The organism is Streptomyces africanus (genome assembly GCF_030816955.1).
In the GTDB taxonomy this organism is placed as follows: Bacteria; Actinomycetota; Actinomycetes; order Streptomycetales; family Streptomycetaceae; genus Streptomyces; species Streptomyces africanus.
This window is the reverse complement of record NZ_JAUSYP010000001.1, coordinates 3,157,492-3,179,187: the sequence shown is the minus strand read 5'-3', so window position 1 is coordinate 3,179,187 and position 21,696 is coordinate 3,157,492. Positions and strand designations below refer to the sequence as shown.

Annotated in this window: 20 protein-coding genes, 1 tRNA gene and 2 pseudogenes; 12 read left to right on the top strand and 11 right to left on the bottom strand. The window is 71.1% G+C overall.

Translation table 11 applies throughout. The features are described 5' to 3' along the window. Window positions 1–11 precede the first annotated feature (11 nt). Window positions 12–605 (top strand): histidine phosphatase family protein, encoded by a 594-nt coding sequence (locus QF034_RS14620; RefSeq protein ID WP_307175374.1) that lies wholly within the window; start codon window positions 12–14, stop codon window positions 603–605. Window positions 606–619: 14 nt separating this feature from the next. On the opposite strand, the gene QF034_RS14615 is transcribed toward QF034_RS14620, so the two are convergent. After that, window positions 620–2,071: an NsdA family TPR-like regulatory protein gene (locus tag QF034_RS14615; protein ID WP_307175373.1), complete on the bottom strand. Its 1,452-nt coding sequence runs from the start codon at window positions 2,069–2,071 to the stop codon at window positions 620–622. A gap of 297 nt (window positions 2,072–2,368) precedes the next feature. Between QF034_RS14615 and QF034_RS14610 the strand changes: the two genes are divergently transcribed. The 6 genes from QF034_RS14610 to QF034_RS14585 all read left to right on the top strand — a co-directional run bounded on the left by QF034_RS14610 (window position 2,369) and on the right by QF034_RS14585 (window position 8,680). After that, entirely contained in the window at window positions 2,369–2,776 is a 408-nt protein-coding gene (locus QF034_RS14610) for a hypothetical protein (RefSeq protein ID WP_307175372.1), read from the top strand. Window positions 2,777–2,922: 146 nt separating this feature from the next. Further along, the gene (locus QF034_RS14605) at window positions 2,923–3,792 is read left to right on the top strand and encodes a spermidine synthase (protein ID WP_307175371.1); all 870 of its coding nucleotides are present in this window, start codon (window positions 2,923–2,925) and stop codon (window positions 3,790–3,792) included. Between the two features lie 384 nt (window positions 3,793–4,176). Then, on the top strand, window positions 4,177–5,490 hold the full coding sequence (locus QF034_RS14600) for an ABC transporter substrate-binding protein (RefSeq protein ID WP_307175370.1): 1,314 nt from the start codon (window positions 4,177–4,179) through the stop codon (window positions 5,488–5,490). Continuing rightward, a complete protein-coding gene (locus QF034_RS14595; protein ID WP_307175369.1) occupies window positions 5,487–6,461 on the top strand; it encodes a carbohydrate ABC transporter permease in 975 nt (324 codons plus the stop codon). The genes QF034_RS14600 and QF034_RS14595 overlap by 4 nt, the downstream gene beginning before the upstream one ends. Next, window positions 6,458–7,342, top strand: a complete 885-nt coding sequence (locus QF034_RS14590; RefSeq protein WP_307175368.1) for a carbohydrate ABC transporter permease — start codon at window positions 6,458–6,460, stop codon at window positions 7,340–7,342. Before QF034_RS14595 ends, QF034_RS14590 begins: the two co-directional genes overlap by 4 nt. 21 nt (window positions 7,343–7,363) lie before the next feature. Next, the gene (locus tag QF034_RS14585; protein ID WP_307175367.1) at window positions 7,364–8,680 is read left to right on the top strand and encodes a glycoside hydrolase family 36 protein; all 1,317 of its coding nucleotides are present in this window, start codon (window positions 7,364–7,366) and stop codon (window positions 8,678–8,680) included. A 61-nt stretch (window positions 8,681–8,741) separates the two neighbouring features. Here the strand turns inward: QF034_RS14585 and QF034_RS14580 are convergent, their stop codons facing one another. From QF034_RS14580 to QF034_RS14565, 4 genes and pseudogenes are all read right to left on the bottom strand, one after another. Beyond that, window positions 8,742–10,178, bottom strand: coding sequence for a GH1 family beta-glucosidase (locus tag QF034_RS14580; protein WP_307175366.1), 1,437 nt, complete (start codon window positions 10,176–10,178; stop codon window positions 8,742–8,744). A 109-nt stretch (window positions 10,179–10,287) separates the two neighbouring features. After that, window positions 10,288–11,208 (bottom strand): carbohydrate ABC transporter permease, encoded by a 921-nt coding sequence (locus QF034_RS14575; protein WP_307175365.1) that lies wholly within the window; start codon window positions 11,206–11,208, stop codon window positions 10,288–10,290. A gap of 11 nt (window positions 11,209–11,219) precedes the next feature. Further along, a pseudogene (locus tag QF034_RS14570) lies at window positions 11,220–12,231 on the bottom strand (carbohydrate ABC transporter permease). Between the two features lie 5 nt (window positions 12,232–12,236). Continuing rightward, window positions 12,237–13,562: an ABC transporter substrate-binding protein gene (locus QF034_RS14565; protein WP_307175364.1), complete on the bottom strand. Its 1,326-nt coding sequence runs from the start codon at window positions 13,560–13,562 to the stop codon at window positions 12,237–12,239. Window positions 13,563–13,971: 409 nt separating this feature from the next. On the opposite strand from QF034_RS14565, the gene QF034_RS14560 reads away from it, so the two are divergent. Both QF034_RS14560 and QF034_RS14555 read left to right on the top strand, forming a co-directional pair. Then, window positions 13,972–15,027, top strand: a complete 1,056-nt coding sequence (locus QF034_RS14560; protein ID WP_307175363.1) for a LacI family DNA-binding transcriptional regulator — start codon at window positions 13,972–13,974, stop codon at window positions 15,025–15,027. After that, on the top strand, window positions 15,024–15,347 hold the full coding sequence (locus tag QF034_RS14555) for a hypothetical protein (RefSeq protein ID WP_307175361.1): 324 nt from the start codon (window positions 15,024–15,026) through the stop codon (window positions 15,345–15,347). The genes QF034_RS14560 and QF034_RS14555 overlap by 4 nt, the downstream gene beginning before the upstream one ends. Before the next feature lie 47 nt (window positions 15,348–15,394). On the opposite strand, the gene QF034_RS14550 is transcribed toward QF034_RS14555, so the two are convergent. Both QF034_RS14550 and QF034_RS14545 read right to left on the bottom strand, forming a co-directional pair. Further along, on the bottom strand, window positions 15,395–16,369 hold the full coding sequence (locus QF034_RS14550; RefSeq protein WP_307175360.1) for a hypothetical protein: 975 nt from the start codon (window positions 16,367–16,369) through the stop codon (window positions 15,395–15,397). Between the two features lie 728 nt (window positions 16,370–17,097). Then, window positions 17,098–17,487 (bottom strand): annotated as a pseudogene (locus QF034_RS14545) (GNAT family N-acetyltransferase); the annotation flags it as partial. Between the two features lie 33 nt (window positions 17,488–17,520). Between QF034_RS14545 and QF034_RS14540 the strand changes: the two are divergent. From QF034_RS14540 to QF034_RS14530, 3 genes are read left to right on the top strand one after another with little or no spacing between them, the layout of a single operon-like run. After that, window positions 17,521–17,889, top strand: coding sequence for an alpha/beta hydrolase family protein (locus QF034_RS14540; RefSeq protein WP_307175359.1), 369 nt, complete (start codon window positions 17,521–17,523; stop codon window positions 17,887–17,889). A gap of 60 nt (window positions 17,890–17,949) precedes the next feature. Beyond that, complete coding sequence (locus QF034_RS14535; protein ID WP_307175358.1) at window positions 17,950–18,405, top strand: hypothetical protein; 456 nt, start codon at window positions 17,950–17,952, stop codon at window positions 18,403–18,405. Continuing rightward, window positions 18,405–18,641, top strand: a complete 237-nt coding sequence (locus tag QF034_RS14530) for an alpha/beta hydrolase (protein ID WP_307175357.1) — start codon at window positions 18,405–18,407, stop codon at window positions 18,639–18,641. Before QF034_RS14535 ends, QF034_RS14530 begins: the two co-directional genes overlap by 1 nt. Before the next feature lie 61 nt (window positions 18,642–18,702). Here QF034_RS14530 and QF034_RS14525 read toward each other — a convergent pair. The 4 genes from QF034_RS14525 to QF034_RS14510 all read right to left on the bottom strand — a co-directional run bounded on the left by QF034_RS14525 (window position 18,703) and on the right by QF034_RS14510 (window position 21,653). Then, a tRNA-His gene (locus tag QF034_RS14525) sits at window positions 18,703–18,775 on the bottom strand. A gap of 115 nt (window positions 18,776–18,890) precedes the next feature. Continuing rightward, window positions 18,891–19,493 (bottom strand): oligoribonuclease, encoded by a 603-nt coding sequence (orn, locus tag QF034_RS14520; protein WP_307175356.1) that lies wholly within the window; start codon window positions 19,491–19,493, stop codon window positions 18,891–18,893. 169 nt (window positions 19,494–19,662) lie between these two features. Continuing rightward, window positions 19,663–20,943: a helix-turn-helix domain-containing protein gene (locus QF034_RS14515; protein WP_307175355.1), complete on the bottom strand. Its 1,281-nt coding sequence runs from the start codon at window positions 20,941–20,943 to the stop codon at window positions 19,663–19,665. A gap of 377 nt (window positions 20,944–21,320) precedes the next feature. Next, a complete protein-coding gene (locus tag QF034_RS14510) occupies window positions 21,321–21,653 on the bottom strand; it encodes a hypothetical protein (protein WP_086562593.1) in 333 nt (110 codons plus the stop codon). Window positions 21,654–21,696 lie beyond the last annotated feature (43 nt).

Genomic DNA, 21,696 nt, shown 5'->3' with positions numbered 1-21,696 from the left:
AAAGGTCCCCCATGGCTCCGCGCATCCTGCTGGCCCGGCACGGACAGACCGAGTGGTCGCTGTCCGGCAAGCACACCGGCAGGACCGACGTACCGCTGCTGGAGGAGGGCCGGCGCGGGGCCAAGCTGCTCGGGGAGCGCCTGCACCGGGCGCCGTACGACGGCCTGCCCGGCGTCGAGGTGCGCACCAGCCCGCTGGTACGCGCGCGTGAGACCTGCGAACTGGCCGGCTTCGGTGACCGCGCGCGGGCGTGGGACGCGTTGCTGGAGTGGGACTACGGGGCCTATGAGGGCATGACCCCGGCGGACATCCAGGCCGTCCGGCCCGGCTGGTTCATCTGGCGCGACGGTGTCCCCGAGGGCGAGACCCTCGCCGGGATCACGGCCCGGGCGGACCAGGTGGTCTCCTGGGCGCGTGCCGAGGACCGGGACGTCCTGATCTTCGCCCACGGGCACATCCTGCGCTCCATCGGGGCGCGATGGCTGGGCCTGCCGGTCGACTTCGCGGCGCGGATACGGCTGAATCCGACGTCGCTGTCGGTGCTCGGGTGGGCTTACGGGGAGCCGGCGATCGAGAGCTGGAACGACGTGGGGCACCTCGTCTAGCGGGCTGAGACGGTTCACACCATCCTCGGCATCGACGCATGCCTCTCCAGAAACGCCGACACCCCCGACGCCCGCCGGTGCGGCGAGAGCACCCGGGCCGTGGCCGCCAGCATCGTCTGGATCCGGGACGACTGGACCTCCTCCAGCAGATCCAGCACCCGCATCCCCGCCACGGCGGCCTCGTCCGGCCGGCCGCCGCGCGCGAGGTCGTCCGCCAGCTCCGCCGTGTACAGCGCGATGTTCCGCGTGAAGTGCGGATCCTGGAGCTCCGCCGCCCGCCGCGCGTGCCGTGCCGCCCGGCGCCAGTCACCGAGCGTGGACCAGCACTGCGCCTCGAGGCCTTCCAGTTCGGCCTCCCCGTAGAAGCTCATCCACTCGGGGTCGGCGTCCGAGGGGCCCCGTTCGAAGAGGGCCTGCGCCCGGGCCAGTGCCTGCTCACAGCCGACGCGGTCGGCGAGGCCGGCCCAGCCGCCCGCCTCGCGCAGCGCGAGCAGCGACATCAGCCGGGCCGAGCCGACCGGCCGGGCGACGCGCTGTGCGGCCTGGGCGGCCCGGACCGCCTCGCGCGGCCGGCCCGCGTCGCGCGCGAGGAAGGCCGTGTTGCAGAAGGCGTGCGCCTCCAGGCCCGGGTCGGCGGTCATCCGGGCGGTCGCCAGCGCCTCCGCGTAGTGGGAGCGGGCGTCGTCGAAGCGTCCCGAGTCGTGGGCCAGCCAGCCCACGGAGATGGCCAGTTCACCGGCGCCCGAGTAGAGCCGGTCCGCCGTCGTCTGCCGGGTCGTACCGGCGTCCAGCAGGGCGTAGGCGGCACGCAGCGGGGCCGCCGCACGGCGGTAGAGGCCGTCGGCCCCGTGCCGGTCGTCGAGCAGCCGGATGCGGCGGACGGCTTCTTCCAGGGCACCCGCGTCACTCGCCCCGGCGCGGCGCACGGGGCGCTGTGCCGCCGCGGCGTCGAGGGCGAGGCCGACGGGCCCCAGCGAGGCGGCGGCCACCGTGGCGCCCCCGCCGGTCATGAATGCGCGACGTAGCACGTCGCTCTCCTCGTAGGTGTCGTGCGGGTGGTACGGGTCGTACGGGTTCTGCGTTTCATACGGCTCGCACGCCCCGCTGGTCTCACTCGTGGCGTTCGCCGGGTTCGGGTTGCACGTCGGGGGCGTGTCCTCGGTGTCGCGCGCCCGGCGTCCGCGTACCGATGAGCGGGGCGCGAAGCCCAGGTCGGTGAGCGTGCGGCCAGGGAACATGTGCAGGAACACCCGTTCGTACGCGTAGTTGGGGCAGCGGATCTCGCCCGCCTCGACCCGGCCGATGTACCGGGCGTCGCAGCTGACCTGCTGGCCGATCTCCAGGGCCGCCCGGCGGATCGCCGCGGCGAACTCGGCCGGCGAGCGCTGTCCGCGCAGGTGCCGGAAGGCGAGGTTGGGCCGTGGTGGCCGGTTGGGTTGAGACGAGGTCACCGTTGACGACGCCATGGCCGGGTCCTCTCGTGCGAACCGTCGAACCATGCCGGGTTCGGGGCGAGTTGTACGTGTTGTCCCGTATGGTCTTCCCCGTGTCCGGCGGGCAAGAACGTACCTGCTGTGCCGGAGTCCTCACGCTGGGTTTGGCTACAAACCGGATATCTCATCCGTGATCTGCCATGAAGTGCCATCCTTTGCGGCTCACTTCCGCCGTAGCCGTTGACGGTCTGCCGCGTTGAACCCTGTGGACCGGGAGGCCCCCGACTCCCGACCGCTCGTCCAAGCAGGGGTTCCGTCGTGGAGGCCGGGATGGAGACCAGCCAGATCAACGATCCTCGTACACCGCCGGGTACGCCGCCGAGCACACCGTCGGCCGAATGTGATGTCGTGACGGTGCCGGCGCGGCAGGGGTTGGAGGCGGTCGACATCCTGCGGCGCGGGGCCGGGGAAGCGGTCGGGCCCGTCCTGCACGACGACGGCGGTGACACGCTGGGCTTCCTGGTGCCGCCGGGGACGGCCGCCGCGTGGGACGTGCCGGGGAGCACGTGCACTCGGACCGACGGACGCGGACCGACCCTGGCCCCCGAACCTCCGGTGGAGGGCTCGGACTGGCTGCTGCCGCCCGGCGAGGCGGACCTCGCGACGGACCCCACGGTGCTGCGCAAGGCCCTGGGGGAGGCGGCCCGGACGATCAGGGCGGCGGACAGCTGCCGCTAGACGCCGACGCGCTGACGTCCGGCGAGGCACTGGTCCCCCTGACGCCCGGCAGGGTGCCGGCGCCTGTCCGGGCACCGGCGCCCGGGGAGCGCACGTCCTGCTTAAGCGCACGTCCTGCTTAACAGCCCGCCCCTGATAATGACCCCATGGGAAAGTCCAGGAGCGGGAGGCGCAGGCAGGCCGGTGGGGAAGCCGTCGTCGAGAGCGTCGACGGCGGGCTCGCCGAGCTCATCCCCGACCGGGACCGGGCCCGGGGCTGGACCCTGGTGATCGACGGGGCCCCGCAGTCGCACGTCGACCTGGACGACCCGGCGTACCTCTCCTTCGAGTACCAGCGCCGGCTCGGGCATGTCATCGACCTCGTCGCCCCGCCGGGCCGGCCCGTGCATGCGGTGCACCTCGGCGGTGGCGCGCTCACCCTCGCCCGGTACGTCGCAGCCACCCGGCCGCGCTCCACCCAGCAGGTCGTCGAACGGGACGCCGGCCTCGTCCAACTGGTCCGCCGGGAATTGCCGTTGGACGCGAACGCGCGCATCAGGGTGCGGTCCGTCGACGCCCGCGAGGGGCTCGCCAAGGTGCCGGACGGCTGGGCCGACCTGGTCATCACCGATGTGTTCAGCGGGGCCCGGACCCCGGCCCATCTGACCTCGACCGAGTTCCTCGACGACGTACGCAGGGCCCTCAAGCCCGGCGGGATCTACGCCGCCAACCTCGCCGACGGACCGCCGCTCGCCCACCTGCGCGGCCAGATCGCCACAGCCGCCGCCCGATTCGAACAGCTCGCGCTGGTCGCCGACCCGACGGTGCTGCGCGGCAAACGCTTCGGGAACGCCGTCCTGGTCGCCTCCGACCAGCCGCTGCCCGTCGCCGAACTGACCCGCCGTGCCGCCTCCGACCCGCATCCGGGCCGGGTCGAGCACGGCAGGACGCTCACCGACTTCACCGGCGGGGCCACGCCTGTCACGGACATCGCGGCCGTGGCGTCGCCCGCGCCGCCCGCCTCGGTGTTCCGCTGAGCCCGCACGGCACTCAGTAGGTCCCGATCTCCACGCGCGGCGGTCCGTCGTGCCAGGTGCACACCGATACCCGGTCCGCGCCCGTGAGCCGCAGGGGCCACCGCGGGCCGGTGCGGCGCCGGCGGCGGGGCCGGCTGGTCGCTGCGTACAACCGCGCCCGGTCTCTCTGACCGCGTCCCGTCTCATCGACCGGCCCGCCCCTCCCAGGACGACCCGTGTTCACGGGACGGTCACATTTCGACAAATGAAGTCGACGGCTCTTGACGCATGACCGGACATACGGCTGTTATTGCGCCACCGTGTTCGGTCAAGTTGATTTCTGGTCGATTAAGACTGGATTTCACGCCACACCCTCGTGGCCGAACCCTGCCTCAGGAGCCGTTCATGCACGACCTCTCTCCTTCCGGACTCTCCCTTCCCGCTCCCAGCCGCCGCTCTCTCCTGCGCGGCATGGGCGGCGCGGCCCTGCTCGGCGCCGGCATACCCCTGCTGAGCGCATGCGGCGGCAGCGGCGCGGCCGCCGACACGAAGACGGTCAGCCTCGGCTCGAACTCCTCGGACGCGGTGCCGAAGAAGGCGTTCGCCGAGATCTACGCCGCCTTCACGAAGAAGTCCGGCATCAAGGTCGACGTGAACACCAAGGACCACAACACGTTCCAGGAGCAGATCAACTCCTATCTGCAGGGCACGCCGGACGACGTGTTCACCTGGTTCGCCGGCTACCGGATGCAGTTCTTCGCGGCGAAGAAGCTGGCCACGCCCATCGACGACGTGTGGGCGAAGATCGGGGGCAACTTCCCCGACGCGATGAAGAAGCTCAGCAAGGGCGAGGACGGCAAGTACTACTTCGTGCCGCTGTACACGTACCCGTGGGCGGTCTTCTACCGCAAGAGCGTCTTCGCCCAGCACGGCTACAAGGTCCCCACCACCTGGGACGACTTCGTCGCCCTGTGCAAGCGGATGCAGAAGGACGGGCTGGTCCCGATCGCCTTCGGCGACAAGGACGCCTGGCCGGCGATGGGCACCTTCGACCAGATCAACTTCCGCACCAACGGCTACGACTTCCACGTCGAGCTGATGGCGGGCAAGGCATCCTGGACCGACCCCAAGGTGCGCAAGGTCTTCGACCACTGGTCGGAGATCCTCCCCTACCACCAGGACGGCGCGGTGGGCCGCACCTGGCAGGACGCGGCCCAGACCCTGGTGGCGAAGAAGGCCGGCATGTATCTGCTGGGCACCTTCGTCGGCCAGCAGTTCACCAACAAGGCCGACCTGGACGACCTCGACTTCTTCGCCTTCCCGGAGATCGACCCGCAGTTCGGCCAGGACACCGTCGAGGCGCCCACCGACGGCTTCATGCTCTCCAAGGCTCCGAAGAACCGCGACGGCGCCGCCAAGCTGCTGGAGTACCTGGGCACCCCCGAGGCCGAGCAGATCTACCTCAAGGCCGACTCGAGCGTGGTGGCCGCCTCCACCAAGGCCGACACCTCCTCCTACACCGCGCTCCAGAAGAAGTCCTTCGAGATGATCTCCGGCGCGAAGAGCCTGACGCAGTTCATGGACCGCGACTCCCGCCCGGACTTCACCTCGACGGTGATGCAGCCCGCGCTGCAGAACTTCGTCCGCAACCCCAAGAACGTCGACAGCATCCTCTCGTCGATCGAGCGTCAGAAGAAGACGATCTTCGCGTCCTCATGAGCACCGACACCTCCACCGAGAACCCGGAGACGGCCCCCGCGCCGTCTCCGGGCGCCGCTCCCGCGAAGAGCTCTACGGGCCACCGCCGCCTGCTGACCCGCCGCGACCGCATCACGCTCGGCCTGATGGCGGGCGTGCCGACGATCCTGCACGTCGCCCTGGTGTGGCTGACGGCCCTCGCCTCCATCGCGCTGGCCTTCACCAGCTGGGACGGCATCGGCTTCGACTCGATCCACTGGGTCGGTCTGCAGAACTTCCAGCAGCTGTTCACCAGCAACCCGCAGTTCTGGCCCGCCGTCGAGCACAACGTCATCTGGTTCGTCGTGCTCATCCTGCTGCCCACGCCCTTCGGCCTGTTCCTGGCCGTGCAACTGGACAAGAAGATCCGCTTCAGCCGCGTCTACCAGACCGCGTTCTTCCTGCCGGTGGTGGTGTCGCTGGCGGTCACCGGATTCGTCTGGCAGCTCGTCTACAACCCCGACACCGGCCTGATCAACAGCCTCATCGGAGCCAACAAGCCCGGCCACTACATCGACTGGATCGGCGACCCGGACCTCAACCTCTGGGCCGTCCTGGTCGCCGCCTCCTGGCGGCACGCCGGCTACATGATGATCCTCTACCTGGCCGGCCTGAAGGGCGTCGACCCCGCCCTGCGGGAGGCGTCCTCGCTGGACGGCGCGAACGAGTGGCAGACGTTCAAGAACGTCGTCTTCCCGACCCTGCGGCCCACCAACACCGTCGTCCTGGTCGTCACGATCATCGAGGCCCTGCGCGCCTTCGACCTGGTCTTCGTCTTCAACAAGGGCGCCCAGGGCACCGAACTGCTGTCGATCCTGGTCACCAACAACATCATCGGCGAGTCCAGCCGGATCGGATACGGCTCCGCCATCGCCGTCGTCCTGCTGGTCATCTCGCTCGCGGTGATCATCCCGTACCTGATCGCCACCTTCCGGAAGGAGCGGCGCGCATGAGCCACGCCCTGGCGAGCAAGCAGCGCACCCCCGTCCGCCCGGCCCGGATCCTGCTGCACACCTTCCTCGTCGTCACGGCGCTGGCCTGGCTGGCGCCCCTGCTGTGGGCGCTGCTCGCGGCGATGCGGCCCTACTCGGAGACCAGCACGAAGGGCTATGTCTCCTGGCCCGAAAAACTCGGCTTCGACAACTTCACGAACGCCTTCCAGCAGTCGGACATGCTGCACTACTTCGGCAACACGCTGATCGTCGCCGTGCCGGCCGTGCTGCTGACGCTGCTGCTGTCGTCCATGGTCGCCTTCTACGTCGCCCGCTTCGACTTCCGCCTCAACCTGGCGCTGCTGCTGGTCTTCACGGCGGGCAACCTGCTGCCCCAGCAGGTCATCATCACCCCGCTGTACCGCCTGTACCTGCTGATCGACCTGCCCGGCATCACGATGAGCGGCAAGCTCTACGACTCCGCGCTCGGCCTGGTGCTGATCCACGTGGCGTTCCAGTCCGGCTTCTGCGCGTTCGTGCTGAGCAACTACATGCGCTCGCTGCCGCACGAACTGACCGAGGCCGCCCTGGTCGACGGCGCCTCCGTGTGGCGCCTGTACTGGCAGATCGTGCTGCCGCTGTGCAAGCCCGCGATGGCCGCCCTCGCCACCCTGCTGTCCATCTGGATCTACAACGACTTCTTCTGGGCCATCGTCCTGATCTCCACCGGCGAGAACATGCCGATCACCTCGGCGCTCAACAACCTCTCCGGCCAGTACTTCACCGACCCCAACCTGGTCGCGGCCGGAGCCCTGCTCACGGCCATCCCCACCCTCATCGTCTACTTCGTGCTCCAGCGCCAGTTCGTCAGCGGCCTGACGCTGGGCGCCAACAAGGGCTGACCCTTCCCGAAAGAGATCACCGTGCAGCACCCCTTCACGCCGCTGGCCTCCGTGCCCGTCGACCTCCGCCGCGCCCGAGTCCACGAGGAGGGCTGGCAGTCCTGGAGCCCCAGCGGCGCCTACGCCCTGGGCGCGGCGCCCCACCGTCCGGCCAACGCCAACTGGGCCACGGTCTGCTACCGGCCCGGCGTCACCGTCCCCGCGGGCGTCTTCCAGGGCGAGGGCCTGCTCGCGCTCGACCCCGGCGACGGCTCGCCGGTCCGCCTCTGGGCGGCGGCCGAGCCGACGCACGAGGTGCCGTCGATCCGGCTCGCCGTAGGGGGCGGGGTCGCACAGGTCGGTGCCGACGGCCCGGTGAAGGAGTGGACCGGCGAGGACATCCAGTCGGTGCTCGGCGACTGGGCCTCCGGTCTCGGCATCGCGGCCCCGCGCCCGGCGCCCACCGTCTGGTGCTCCTGGTACGAGTACTTCACGGAGGTCACCGAGGACGACATCCACGAGAACCTCCGCGCGATGGACACCCTCGACCTGCCCGTCGACGTCGTTCAGATCGACGACGGCTACCAGCGGGCCCTCGGCGACTGGCTCACTCTCTCCGGACGCTTCCGCTCCCGCGCCGGAATCGCCGAGAAGATCCGCTCCCGCGGCCGCCGCGCCGGCATCTGGACGGCTCCCTTCCTCGTCGACCCGGCGAGCGACCTGGCCGCCGAGCACCCCGACTGGCTGGTCCGCGACACCGCCGGCGGCTTCGCCCACGCCGGCCGCAACTGGGGCCACGACCTGCGCGTCCTGGACACCACCCACCCGGACGCGGCGGCGTACCTGACCGAGGTCTTCACCACCCTGCGCGCGGAGGGCTACGACTACTTCAAGACCGACTTCCTCTACGCGGGCGCCCTGGACGGCATCCGCCACGCGGACGCCGGCCCCCTCACGGCGTACCGCGCCGGCATCCGCCTGATCCGCGAGGCGATCGGCCCGGACTCCTACCTCCTGGGCTGCGGCGCCCCGATGCTCCCCTCCATCGGCCTGTTCGACGCCATGCGCGTCAGCCCCGACACGGCACCCCACCGCCGCCCCGAGGCCGACGACTACTCCCAGCCGGGCCAGGACCCGGCCGAGTTCACGGGCGCGGCCCGCCAGTGGCAGCACTCCCGGCTCTGGACCAACGACCCCGACTGCCTGATGGCCCGCCCGGCCGTCGAGACCCGCGAACAGTGGGCGGCACACGTGGAGTCCACAGGAGGCCTGATGGCCTCCAGCGACCGCCTGCTGTCGCTGGACGAGTGGGGCGTGACGACGACCCGCCGGCTGCTGACGCCACGCGGCGTCTCCTGACATGCCGGGGCGCGGCACTCCCCTATTAGTGCCGCGCCCCGTCCCCCCGCCTCCGCAGTGGCTAGACGGCCTCCACCTCCGGCAGCGTGCCCGTGCGGGCCGCGCGCGCGTACCAGTGGGCGCTGGACTTCGGGGTGCGTTCGAGCGTCGCGTAGTCCACGTACACCGCGCCGAAGCGCTTGCCGTAGCCGTACGACCACTCGAAGTTGTCCATCAGGGACCACAGGAAGTAACCGCGGACGTCCGCGCCGTCGGCGATCGCGCGCCGGACCGCCGACAGATGCCCGTGCAGGTAGGCGACGCGCTCCGGGTCGTGCACCCGGCCGTCCGAGTCGACCTTGTCGTCGTAGGCCGCGCCGTTCTCGGTGATGTACAGCGGCAGGCCCGGCGCCTCCCGGGTGTAGCGCATGATCAGCTCGTGCAGGCCGGTCGGGTCGATCGTCCAGCCCATCTCCGTGCGGTCGCCGGGCGTCTGGTGGAAGGCGACGTCGTCCGCGGCCGGCCAGGGCGAGTGCTCGCTGGAGCCGTGGCCGTCGGCGCGTGGCCCCTTCGCCGCCGGGTCGGCGGCCGAGACCAGCGCGGGCGTGTAGTAGTTGAGGCCCAGCGCGTCCAGCGGCTGGTTGATCAGCGCCAGGTCGCCGTCGAGGACGTAGTTCCAGTCCGTGAGCCCCGCCGTCGCCACGTACAGCGACTCCGGGTACGCGCCGTGCAGGACCGGGCCGTGGAAGACGCCGTTGGCCAGATCGTCGATCTTCCGGGCCGCCGCCAGGTCCGCCGGGCTCTGCGAAAGGGGCCTGACCACCGAGGAGTTGAGGCTGATCGCGACCGTGTTGCGGGCCGGCATCACCGACCGCAGGGCCGACGCGCCCAGCCCGTGCGCCAGGTTCAGATGGTGCGCGGCACGCAGCGACGCCGCGGGATCCGTCCGGCCCGGGGCGTGCACCCCGGAGGCATAGCCCAGGAACGCGCTGCACCACGGCTCGTTGAGCGTCATCCACTGCTCGACCCGGTCGCCCAGCGCCTCGCCGACGATCTGCGCGTACTCCGCGAAACGGTACGCCGTGTCCCGCTCCGGCCAGCCGCCCGCGTCCTCCAGCTCCTGCGGCAAGTCCCAGTGGTAGAGCGTGACGGCCGGCTTGATGCCCTTGGACAGCAGCTCGTCGACCAGTCGGCGGTAGAAGTCCAGGCCCTTCTGGACGGCCGGACCCCGCCCGGTCGGCTGCACCCGCGACCACGAGACGGAGAAGCGGTAGGCGCCCAGGCCCAGCTCCGCCATCAGCGCCACGTCCTCGCGGTACCGGTGGTAGTGGTCGACAGCGATGTCACCGGTGTCGCCACCGGCCGTCTTGCCCGGCGTATGGCTGAAGGTGTCCCAGATCGACGGCGTACGGCCGTCCTCCCGCACCGCGCCCTCGATCTGGTACGCGGAGGTCGCCGCGCCCCAGAGGAAGGCGGGAGGGAAGGTCACCGCAGTGGCCGGGTTCTCGGAGTCAGGCATGGAAGCGCTCCCATTGGAGGTCGTGGAGACCGACGGTGGAGGGGGAGGGGGAGGAAAGGGGGAGAACAGGGGCCGGAGCAGCGCCGGCCCGGCCCCTGGAGACAGGGCGTCAGCCCTTGACGGCGCCCTGCATGATGCCGCCCACGATCTGCTTGCCGAAGATCGCGAAGACCAGCAGCAGCGGCAGCGTACCCAGCAGCGCGCCCGCCATGATCAGGGACTGGTCGGGCGTGTAGCCGCGCCCCAGCCCGGCGACCGCGACCTGCACGGTCGGGTTGCCCATCTGGGTCAGCACCAGGAACGGCCACATGAAGTCGTTCCAGGTCTGCACGAACGTCAGCATCCCGAGCACGGCCATCGCCGGCCGCGCCGCCGGGAACACCACGTGCCACACCACACGCCAGCTGCTCGCCCCGTCGACCCGGGCGGCCTCGATGATCTCGTCCGGCAGCGCCTGGATCAGGTACTGCCGCATGAAGAACACACCGAACGCGCTCACCAGCGACGGCAGGATCACCGCCTGCAGCTGGTCCGTCCAGTCGAGCTTGGCGACCATCATGTACAGCGGGATCACGCTCAGCTGCGGCGGCACCATCATCGTGCCGACCACGATCAGCATCAGCGCGCCACGGCCCCTGAACCGCAGCTTGGCGAAGGCGAAACCGGCGATCGTCGACAGGAAGACGATGGTCGCCGCCGAAACCCCCGCCACGATCGTGGTGTTGAAGAACGCCTCACCCAGATTGGCGTCCTTCCAGGCGATCTCCAGCTTGTCGAACAGACCCGAGCCGAACCAGAACGGCGGCGGCGTCTGCGCGAGCCGCTGGTTGTCACGCGAGGCGGCGATCGCCGTCCACACCAGCGGGAACAGCGAGACGATCGTGAACACGATGAGGATCGCGTACGCGATCGGACCGCCGTGCAACGTCCCGCCGGCCCGCGCGGACTTCGGCAGGCGGGGGCGTTTGGACTCCTTCGCGGGCGCCGCGCCGGGCGGCGGGGCGTCCTGGGGCGTCACAGTCGTCGTCACGGCCGGAACTCCTAACTACTGGCGCGCAGCCGGCGCGAGATGACGTAGTTGACGATGCCGATGACGATCAGCATGAGGAACATCGTCCAGGCGATCGCCGAGGCACGGCCCAGGTGCTGGGCGACCCAGCCCTGCTCGTACAGATACAGACCGAGCGTCTGGAACTGGTGCTCCGCGCCGCCGGAGGTGCCCTTGTTGGCGTCGAACAGCAGCGGCTCGCCGAAGACCTGGCTCGCGCCGATCGTCGACACGACACAGGTGAACAGGATCGTCGGGCGCAGCGCCGGCAGCGTCACATGGATGAACTGCTGCCAGCGGTTGGCCCCGTCCAGCGCCGCCGACTCGTACAGGTCCTGCGGGATCGCCTGCATCGCGGCCAGGTAGATCAGCGCGTTGTAGCCGGTCCAGCGCCAGATGATGATCGACGAGACGGCGATCTGCGAGAACCACTTGTCGTTCTGCCAGTCGACCGGGTTGATGCCGACCATGTCGAGCAGCCAGTTGATCATGCCGTAGTCACGGCCGAAGAGCAGCACGAACACCAGCGAGGCGGCGGCGATCGACGTCGCGTACGGGGCGAGCATCGCGACCCGGAAGAAGGTCGAGGCCCGCAGCTTGTAGTTGAGGATGTGGGCGATGCCCATCGCCATCAGCAACTGCGGAACGGTGGAGATGATGCCGATGGTCAGGGTGTTCTTCGCCGCGTTCCAGAAGAACTCGTCGTCGAAGATCCGGGTGTAGTTGCGCAGCCCGACCCAGTTCATGTCGGTCGGCGCGGTCAGCTCCACCTGGTGCAGCGAGGCCCAGCCCGTGTAGATCAGCGGGAACAGGCCGAACGCGATGAACAGCAGGAAGAACGGCGAGACGAAGGCGTACGGGCTCCAGCGGATGTCCCGCTGCCAGCGGCGGGACAGCCGGTCCCGGCGCCGCCGCTCCTTCTCCGAGGCCGCGTCCCCGGGCGGGCGGCCCCGGGGCCGCGCCCCCCTCCACGGGGGGCGCGGCGGTGTCGTGACGGGTGGCCATACGGGTCACTGGTCCAGCTTGTTGTCGATGGTCTTGGTGGCGGAGTCCCAGGCCTCCTTGGCCGACTTGCCCTTCGTCGCCAGGATCACGCCGTTGTCCGTCAGGCCCTGCATGATGATCTGGTCCTTCGGGCCGATCACCTGGACCGGGGCGGCCTTGGCGGCCTCCGCGAAGATCGGGCCGATCTTCTGGTCACCGGTCATCTCGTTCGTCGCGCCGGTCACTTCGGGCATGGTGTAGGTGGACGGGGCGCTCGGGAAGCTGGCCTGCACCTTGAACAGCTTCGCCTGCTGCTCCGGCGCGGTCAGCCAGGTCACGAACTTCTGTGCTTCCTTCACGTGCTTGCCGCTCTTCGGCACGGTGAGGAAGGTGCCGCCCCAGTTGCCGCCCTTGGGCGCGGTGGCCACGGCCCACTTGCCTGCCGCGTCCGGCTTCGAGTAGCCCTTGATCGTGCCCAGCATCCACGGCGGGCAGGCGATGGCGGCGAACTTGTTGTTGGCGATCGAGGAGTTCCAGCCCGGCTGGAACTGCGTCTCGGACTGGACGAGGCCCTTCTTGGCGGCCTCCGCCGTCAGGTCGAAGGCGGCCTTGACGGCCGGGTTGGTCTTGTAGATGACGTTCCCGGAGGTGTCGTAGAACTTCTTCTCCTCGCTGCCCAGGACCGCCTGGATCAGACCGCCGGGGGAGTCCATGAAGAAGGTGCCCTTGGGGGCCTTCGACTTGTAGCGCTCGCCGACCTCGACGAGCTTGGCCCAGTCACCGGCCCACAGCTTGCCCACCTCGGCGGGGTCGGTGGGCAGACCGGCCTGCTTGAAGAGGTCCGTGCGGTAACAGATCGCCATCGGGCCGACGTCGGTGCCGAGGCCGATCGTCTTGCCGTCCTTGGTGGTGGCCTGCTGCCACTTCCAGCCCAGCCACTTGCTCTTGTCCACGCCCGAGACCTTGGACATGTCCTCGAGCTTGTCGGCCTGGGTGGCCGTGACCTCGGCGATGTTGGCCACTTCGACGGCCTGGACGTCCAGCAGACCGCTGTTGGTGGTGAGGTGGTTCAGCAGCGCCGGGTAGTAGTTCTCGTTCCGCTGGACGACGTTCTCGGCGATCTTGATCTTCGGGTTGAGCTTCTCGTACTCGGCGTAGAGGCCGGCTTCCTTGAAGCCCATGGTGCCGAAGAGCCCCACCGAGATCGTCGTCTTGCCCTTGCCGTCACCGTCCGACGAGCCGGAGTTGTCGTCGCCGCCGTCGTCGGCACAGCCGGCCAGCAGCCCGGCGCCCAGCGACGCGACGGCCGCGAGGACCATCGCCTTGCGGGCGGTTCGGATGCGTGCTCGCATGTCGTCCTCCTGTTGCCCTGACGTGCCGACCCCCCGGCCAACTGCATGGTTGGACCCGTTTTCACTCGCTGCGGCTCGGGCGGGGAACGTGCGGGTTGTGTATGTGTCAGGTACTGTGGGAGCGCTCCCACCAGTGATGTGTTGAAGGTTCTCCGGTCGGGGCGGGGGTGTCAAGGGACCGGACAGGGAGAGATGCGTTCAGTTATCGGGCTGTTAACTGGACCCGGGCCGCGGTCCCTTGCGGCCACGGACGGCGATATCGAGCCAGTCGGACCGGCCCGCGGGCCCAGGGCGGGTCCTAAGCGGAAGGCCGGGGGCGGCGGGCCCCGGTAGCGGTCACTACAGCTGACGAGCCTGTTAAATTCCAGGCCAGCCGCAGAGTGCGGGTGTGGACGGGAAGGCGGAGCCCATGGCAAGCCACGGAGCGCGGGGCCGAAGCGGTGGCCGGCCCACCCTCGAAGAGGTGGCGGCGCGCGCCGGTGTCGGCCGCGGCACGGTGTCCCGGGTGATCAACGGCTCGCCCCGGGTCAGCGACGCGACCCGCGCGGCCGTGGAGGCGGCGGTCGCCGAGCTCGGCTACGTCCCGAACACCGCGGCCCGCGCCCTGGCCGCCAACCGCACGGACGCGATCGCCCTGGTCGTGCCCGAGCCGGAGACCCGGTTCTTCGCGGAGCCGTACTTCTCGGACATGCTGAAGGGCGTCGGCGCGGCGTTGTCCGACACGGAGATGCAGCTGCTGCTGATCTTCGCGGGCAGCGACAAGGAACGCCGCCGTCTTGCCCAGTACCTGGCCGCCCACCGCGTGGACGGCGTCCTGCTCGTCTCGGTCCACGCGGACGACCCGTTGCCCGACCTGCTGTCCCAGCTGGACATCCCGGCGGTGATCAGCGGCCCGCGATCGGCGCAGGAGACACTGGCGTCGGTCGACTCGGACAACTACGGCGGCGCCCGTCAGGCCGTGGAGCACCTGCTGTCCCGCGGCCGCCGCCGGGTGGCACACATCACCGGCCGCCTCGATGTCTACGGCGCCCAGCGCCGCGTCGACGGCTACCGCGACGCGCTGAGCGACGCGGGCCACGAGGCGGACGAGGCGCTGATCGAGCCGGGCGACTTCACGGAGGAGGGCGGCAGCCGTGCCATGGCGGCCCTGCTGGAGCGCCGGCCCGACCTGGACGCGGTCTTCGCCGCCTCCGACGTCACCGCCGCCGGCGCCCGCCACGCGCTGCGCGAGGCGGGGCGCCGCATCCCCGACGACGTGGCGCTCGTCGGCTACGACGACTCCGCCATCGCCCGCCACATGGAACCGCCCCTCACCAGCGTCCGCCAGCCCATCGAGGAGATGGGCCGCCGCATGATCGACCTCCTCCTCACGGAGGTCGCCGACCGCCGCCCGCTGGCGTCCCGGGGACTGGACCGACGGCAGGTGGTCCTGGCGACGGAACTGGTGCCCCGGTCGTCGTCGTGACGCCGCATCCTCTGCTGGACGTCGCCGAGGTCGCTCGGACCGAGTCGTATCTGCGCACGGTGGGCGAGGTCTTCCGGGCCTTTCGTGACCAGGACTCGGGCTGTGTGTCGTACGGGGTCCGGCTCGCCGACGGGGAACGCTGGTTCGTGAAGGAGGCGACGACCGACGCCGCCCAGCACTCGCTGAACCGCGCCCGGGCCTTCCACCGGGCGGCACGGCATCAGTGCGGTTTCGTGCCGAACCAGCCAGGACAGGGCCAGCCGAAGCGGTACCCCTGGCACTTGGTCCTCGACGCCGCGCAGGACCTCGCCGGAAACTGATCAGCCGCAACGACATCCCGTTGGCGGCCGGCCGCCGGGGCATGCCGTCACCGGGCACCCGGCATGAGTTCGATGCGTACGTCGTCGGATTCGCGGAATACATACGTCGAGTCGGTGTCGTGCCGCCATCCCGTGGGCACGGCGTAGTAGCGCCCGCCGCGCTCGATGACGAGCCTCAGCTCGGTGTACCGATAGCGATAGTGCATCTGCTGCCCGAGGTCCTTCACCTTCAGGCCGCGGCCGGTCATGCTCAGTCGGTCGGTGCTGAAGACGACGACCGCCGTTCTGCCGACCAGGTGATCGGCGTCGCGCTCCGCATCGCGCAGACCGCGTTCGTGTGCGGCCAGGGCGACAGCCCAGAGCAGGCACAGACACACCGCCGCGAGCGGAGCGCCTCGTGCCCGGATGCCGCCCGAGCGGCTGCCGTCGCCGGCGGCGGGCGGCTGACCGCACAGGATGCCGACGGCCAGGAGAACGGGCACGAGCCATCCGTACGGCTGGATACGGCTCCAGCAGAAGAGCATGGCCACCGCCACGCCCAGAACGAGCAGGTGGAGACGGGCCAGGCCCCGGGCGACCCGTCGGAGCCGGCCGATCAGGGTGGGCGGAAGGAGACGCGAAAGCGAGCGGCTCGGCAGCTGCGGATCCCGTAGTACGACCACGGCCACCACGGCGGTAAGCACCACGGGAGCCGTCACCAGCCGCAGACTGCGCATGACGAACTCGGCGAAACTCAGGCCGAGCGCCAGCACGTCGATGTGGAAGTACTCGAAGTACGCCCGGGTGTGGACCGCTCCGGCATAGAACAGCAGCGCCGCGAGGAGCGACACGAGGGTGGCCAGGTCGGCCGGGAAGCCGGCGCCCGGAAGGCGGGAGACGGGCGGCTCCGGGGCACCGGTGCCGGATACGCGACGCAGGACCCGACGGCGCCGACGCCGGGCCCCGGCCTGCCGCGGACGACGTTCCGGCGGTGGCGCGGACGCGCGGGAGCGGGGAGCGGGAACGGCAGGCGGGTCGCTCATGACGGGGACGCCCCCGGGGACTCCGTCCCGGCCGGTGATGCCGTGGACGTGGAACCGCAGGAGGCCGAAGGGCTGCCGGGCGAGGGACCGGGAGACGCGGAGGGGCCCGGGGACGGATCGGGGGACGCGGAGGGGCCGGTGGACGGGCCGGGGGACGTGGACGGGCCGGGGGACGCGGAGGTGCCGGCGGACGGACCGGAGGGACACGCGGGTGCCGCGGGGTCCGGCAGCAGTTGGTCGCTGGGAGCCGGGCCCGGGGCGCGCGGTGGCGGCGGCACAGGGTCGACGGGGTCTCCACCGACGGACAGATCGGGCGAGGGCGTGCTCGACCCGTCTGCCGACTGCGAGGGAGCCGGCCTGCTCACGGGGGCGCTCGGCTCACCGTGCCCGGGGGGTCCGTCCGGAACGACAGGCCCCCGACTGGTGGTGGGCGAGTCGGCCGGGGCGCTCACGGACGCGCGCGGTGCTTCCGGGGTGGATTCCTGCACGGTCGACGAAGAGCAGCCTGCGGACGAGCCGAGCGAGGCGGCCACCGCGAGCACGAGGCATTGCGGTCTCAGATGCCGTGCCCGTGAACGCCCCATGTGCTGTCGTGCCCGCCCTGTCGCCCGATCCAGGCCCGACAGTCTGCCGGAGGCACGGGCTCCGGCAGGCCGATAGATCACTAATGACGATCTCTGCCCCCCGCCTGATCACAGGTGACGGAAGCGCGGCAGGCGTCATCCGGGTCAGGGGCGCCGCCCCACCAGCCGCCACCTGACCTCCCCGTCCTGCTCCTCCTCCGTCGCGGCGAGCCCGGCCCCCGCGGCCACCGCCGCCGAGGCCAGGTGGTCCGGATGGATGTGGGCTGTGATCGTTTGCACGCCCTGGCCCCGCAGCCAGGCGACGAGGCCCCGCGCCGCCTCGGAGGCGAACCCGCGCCCCTGCCACGGGCTGCCGACCACCCAGGCGAACTCGGCGCACCGGTCCTCGGCGACCGTGGCCTGGACCGTCCCCACGAGGCACGGCCCGGCGCGCGGCCGCAGTACCCAGTTGCACCAGGAGACGGCCGGGTCGGGGGACCCGGCGACGAGCCGCTCGTAATTCTCTTCTCCAACCCGGGCGGCCCGGGCGGCACCGGACTCGCCAGTACCCTCGCGCTCCGCCCGGCCGTGCGCTGCTCACCGGCCGGGCCGCAGCCCGCGCCCGGCGAGTCGACGTCCCCGCGCCAGGACTTCGAGAGGTCCGTGCGCGCCGCCCGGGATCTCGCCGAGCGCTGCCGTCCGGCGGCCGGCCTCCTGCCGCACGCCTCGATCCGTAACGTCGCCCGCGACCTGGACGCGATCCGCGCCGCGCTGGGCGAGCGCAGGATGTCGTACTACGGCGCCTCCTACGGCGCGGACCTGGGCGCCGTGTACACCCAACTCTTCCCCCGCCGCGTGGTCCTCGACTCCTCGACGGACCCGGCCCGCATCCAGTACGACCTGTTCCGCAGCGCGGGCGCGGCCCTGGAGGCGGGCCTCGACGAATGGGCCGGCTGAGCCGCCCGGCACCACGCCCGCTACGGGCTCGGCCGCACGGCCCGCGAGGTCCGGGCCACCGTGCAGCAGATACTCGCCGAGGCCGAACGGCGTCCGCTCCGGGTCGCGGGCACCCGTCTCGACGCCCCGGTCGTACGCCTGCGGCTCCGTCAGCTGATCCAGGATCAGGAGTACGACACGTCCCTCGCGTCCGTGGTCCGTGACCTGTCCGCGGCGGCGGCCGGGGACCTGGCCGAGCCGGGCCCGGACCTGTCCGCCCTGCTGGCCCTGCTGTCCTCCCCGGAGCTGGCGGACAGCCTGGCCGGCGGGGCGCTGTTCATGTGCGGCGACGGGGGCTGGCCGGCGGGCGGCTGGCCGGCCGATCCGGAGACGTACTGGCGCAACAGCGTCCGCAGCCGGGCCACCGAGCCGGTCTTCGGCCCGCTCGTCAACGGCATGATCGCTCCGTGCGCGTTCTGGCCCACCGCCCCGCGCGAGCCGGGGACCGGCATCGGGCCAACTCCGTGCCCGTGCTGATGGTGCAGGCCCGGTGCGACAACAACGTCCCCTACGCCGGTGCGCTGGAGCTCCACCGCCGGCTCACCGGCTCCCGTCCGGTCACGGCCGACATCCGGTCCCACGGCGTCTACGGCCGTGGGGCGGAGGGGCTGACGCCGGTGGCGTGTGCCGACCGTCTCGTGAACGACTACCTGGGGACGGGACGGCTCCCCGCCGGGGACGTGGAGTGCGCGGGAGAGGGTGCGCGGTCGTGACGCCCTCGTGAAAAGCCTTCAGCCGGTGGCTTCTACGCGAAGCCACCGGCTGATTACTCAGGGTGAGTGACGGGACTCGAACCCGCGGCATCCTGGACCACAACCAGGTGCTCTACCAGCTGAGCTACACCCACCATGACCGGCTTGGAGATCAGTGATGTCCCCGACCGGCCGAGAAAAAGTGTACAGGGTCCGAAGGGGTGCTCGCGCCCGGCTTTCGCGGCGCCCCTCCGCGGGCCCCCGGCACGGCTACTGCCCGGGCACCACGTGCTTCGCGGCGATCTTCTTCGCGGTGTCCGAGTCGGGCCCGGGCTGCGGGACGAAGACGGCCTCGCGGTAGTAGCGCAGCTCCGCGATGGACTCGCGGATGTCGGCGAGCGCGCGGTGGTTGCCGTTCTTCTGGGGGCTGTTGAAGTACGCCCGCGGGTACCACCGGCGGGCCAGCTCCTTGATCGACGACACGTCGACGATCCGGTAGTGCAGATAGTCCTCCAGCGTCGGCATGTCACGCAGCAGGAAGCCGCGGTCCGTGCCGACGGAGTTGCCGCACAGCGGGGCCTTGCCCGGCTCCTTGACGTGCTCCCTGACGTACGTCAGGACCTGCTCCTCGGCGTCCTTCAGCGTCGTGCCGTCCGGCAGCTCGGAGAGCAGCCCGGACGAGGTGTGCATCTGACGCACCACGTCCGGCATCGTCTCCAGCGCCCGGTCCGGCGGCCGGATGACGATGTCCACGCCCTCGCCGAGCACGTTCAGCTCGGAGTCGGTGACGAGGGCGGCCACCTCGATGAGCGCGTCGTCCGACAGCGAGAGGCCGGTCATCTCGCAGTCGATCCACACCATGCGATCGTTCATGTGTCTAACCTTACGGTGAGCCGCCCCGGGCCGGACCGGCCGTGCGGTGACCTTGTGGCCGAAGGCGCACCCGCCTCGCGGCCCCGGGTGCATCCGCCCCCTCCGAAACGGCACCGGGCCCGCGTGGAGGGTCACCTCCCCGCGGGCCCGGTCTCCGGCTCACGTCACATCACGTCGCGCTGCGCTGCCCCGGCAGACTCGCCCGGCTCGGCACGTACGCCTCCCGGCCGTTGTCCGGCGCGGCCGACGCCGACGCGGACATGGCGGGGGACGATCCGACCGCGCTCGCCGCCGCCGTACGGCGGGACTGGAGCGGGACCGGGTGCTCCGGATGCAGCGGGCCGGGCTGCTGGCCGGGATGCCCCGGGTGCCCGGACACGCCGGACCCCGGACCGCCCTGGGCGGCCTCGGTGTCCTGCGGCCGCTCGCCCTGCGGGCGCCGGGCGCGGTAGGCCGCCCGGTACGCGGCCGGCGACGAGCCCAGCTGGCGGCGGAAGTGCCCGCGCAGGGCGACCGGCGACCGGAAGCCGCAGCGCCCCGCCACCTCGTCCACCGAGTAGTCCGACGTCTCTAGCAGGCGTTGCGCCTGGAGCACCCGCTGCGTGATCAGCCACTGCAGCGGCGCGCTCCCGGTCAGCGAGCGGAAGCGGCGGTCGAACGTACGACGGCTCATGTACGCGCGTGCCGCCAGCGTCTCCACGTCGAACTGTTCGTGGAGGTGCTCCAGCGCCCAGGCGACGACCTCGGCGAGCGGGTCGGCGCCGATCTCCTCGGGTAAAGACCTGTCGAGATAGCGCTCCTGGCCGCCGCTTCGGCGCGGGGGCACGACGAGACGCCGGGCCAGGGCCCCCGCCGCCTCGTTGCCGTGGTCCGTGCGCACGATGTGCAGGCACAGGTCGATGCCCGCGGCGGTGCCTGCCGACGTCAGCACGTCGCCGTCGTCGACGAACAGCTCCCGCGGATCGACATGCACCGACGGATAGCGTTTCGCCAGCGTCGGCGCGTACATCCAGTGTGTCGTCGCGGGCCGGCCGTCCAGCAGGCCCGCCGCCGCCAGGACGAAGGCGCCGGTGCACAGCCCGACGATGCGGGCGCCCTCCTCGTGTGCCCGGCGCAGCGCGTCGAGCGCCTCGTCCGGTGGCGGAGAAGTGATCGAACGCCAGGCCGGCACGACGACCGTGCCCGCGCGTGAGATCGCTTCCAGGCCATGTGGCGCGGTGAGTTCCAGGCCCCCTGTGGTCCGCAACGGGCCGTCCTCGCCGCCGCACACCAGCAGTCGGTAGCGCGGCACGCCGGCGTCCTGGCGGTCGATCCCGAACACCGACAAAGGTATGGAACTCTCGAAGATGGGGCCGCCGCTGAACAGCAGCACCGCGACGATCTCCTTGCGACGTCGCCCGGATAGCTTCCGGGCTGCGGCTTCCGGCGCGGCAGTGGAGTCGTGGCTCATACTGCTAAGCCCCCCTCGGTGGTCGCGGCTCCTCGGTTGTGTCGCTCCTGCACGTTTCCCCTCGGTCCTGCACGAGTCCCCCGCCGTAGACAGTCAAGATCGAATCTACTGTGTCCCGTTGCGCCGCAGTGGCCGGTTCGGCACTCGGCACATTGTCGACTTGGCAACTTGGCGTGAAGCATTCGATCACGAAGCGTTGCACTCGTGGGGCGTGCAGGGAAGTGCGCCTTGTCGCAGTGGCCAATCCGCGTAGGGTGCGCAGCACCCCTGAGGCCCTTTCCGTGCAGGTCGAACGGGGGTTGGGGGGTGGTCAGGGAGGGTGATGCACAGGTGCGGGAAGTTGGCTGAAAAGCAGCGTGCGTGTGCGCGGAAACCGGTCAGCCGACCGGTGTATCCCCGCCAGTGTGCCGTCCGCCGCGGTGCGACCCCGTTCCGGTGCGGTGGTGCCGGCCCCGGTGGGGCGCCCGGTCCTCGGCCGCCAGCCGGGCCGCCCCGCGCTCGGACTGCCGCAGCAGGACCCGGCACGCGCCCGTGACGGCCGCGAGCCCGAGGGCCGTGCCGGCGGCGCCGGCCAGGGAGGCGCCGTACCCGAGGAGCACGAGGGGGACGAGCAGGCAGCTGAAGGCCGCCCAGCGAACCACGTCCGTCGCGGTGTCCCGCGGCGGCGGGGCCGCGCGGTCCGCCTCGGAGGCGGGGCGGGGTCCGGGCATGCGTGCTCCCTGTGGCGTGACTCACGGGGTTCAACGCGTGGCC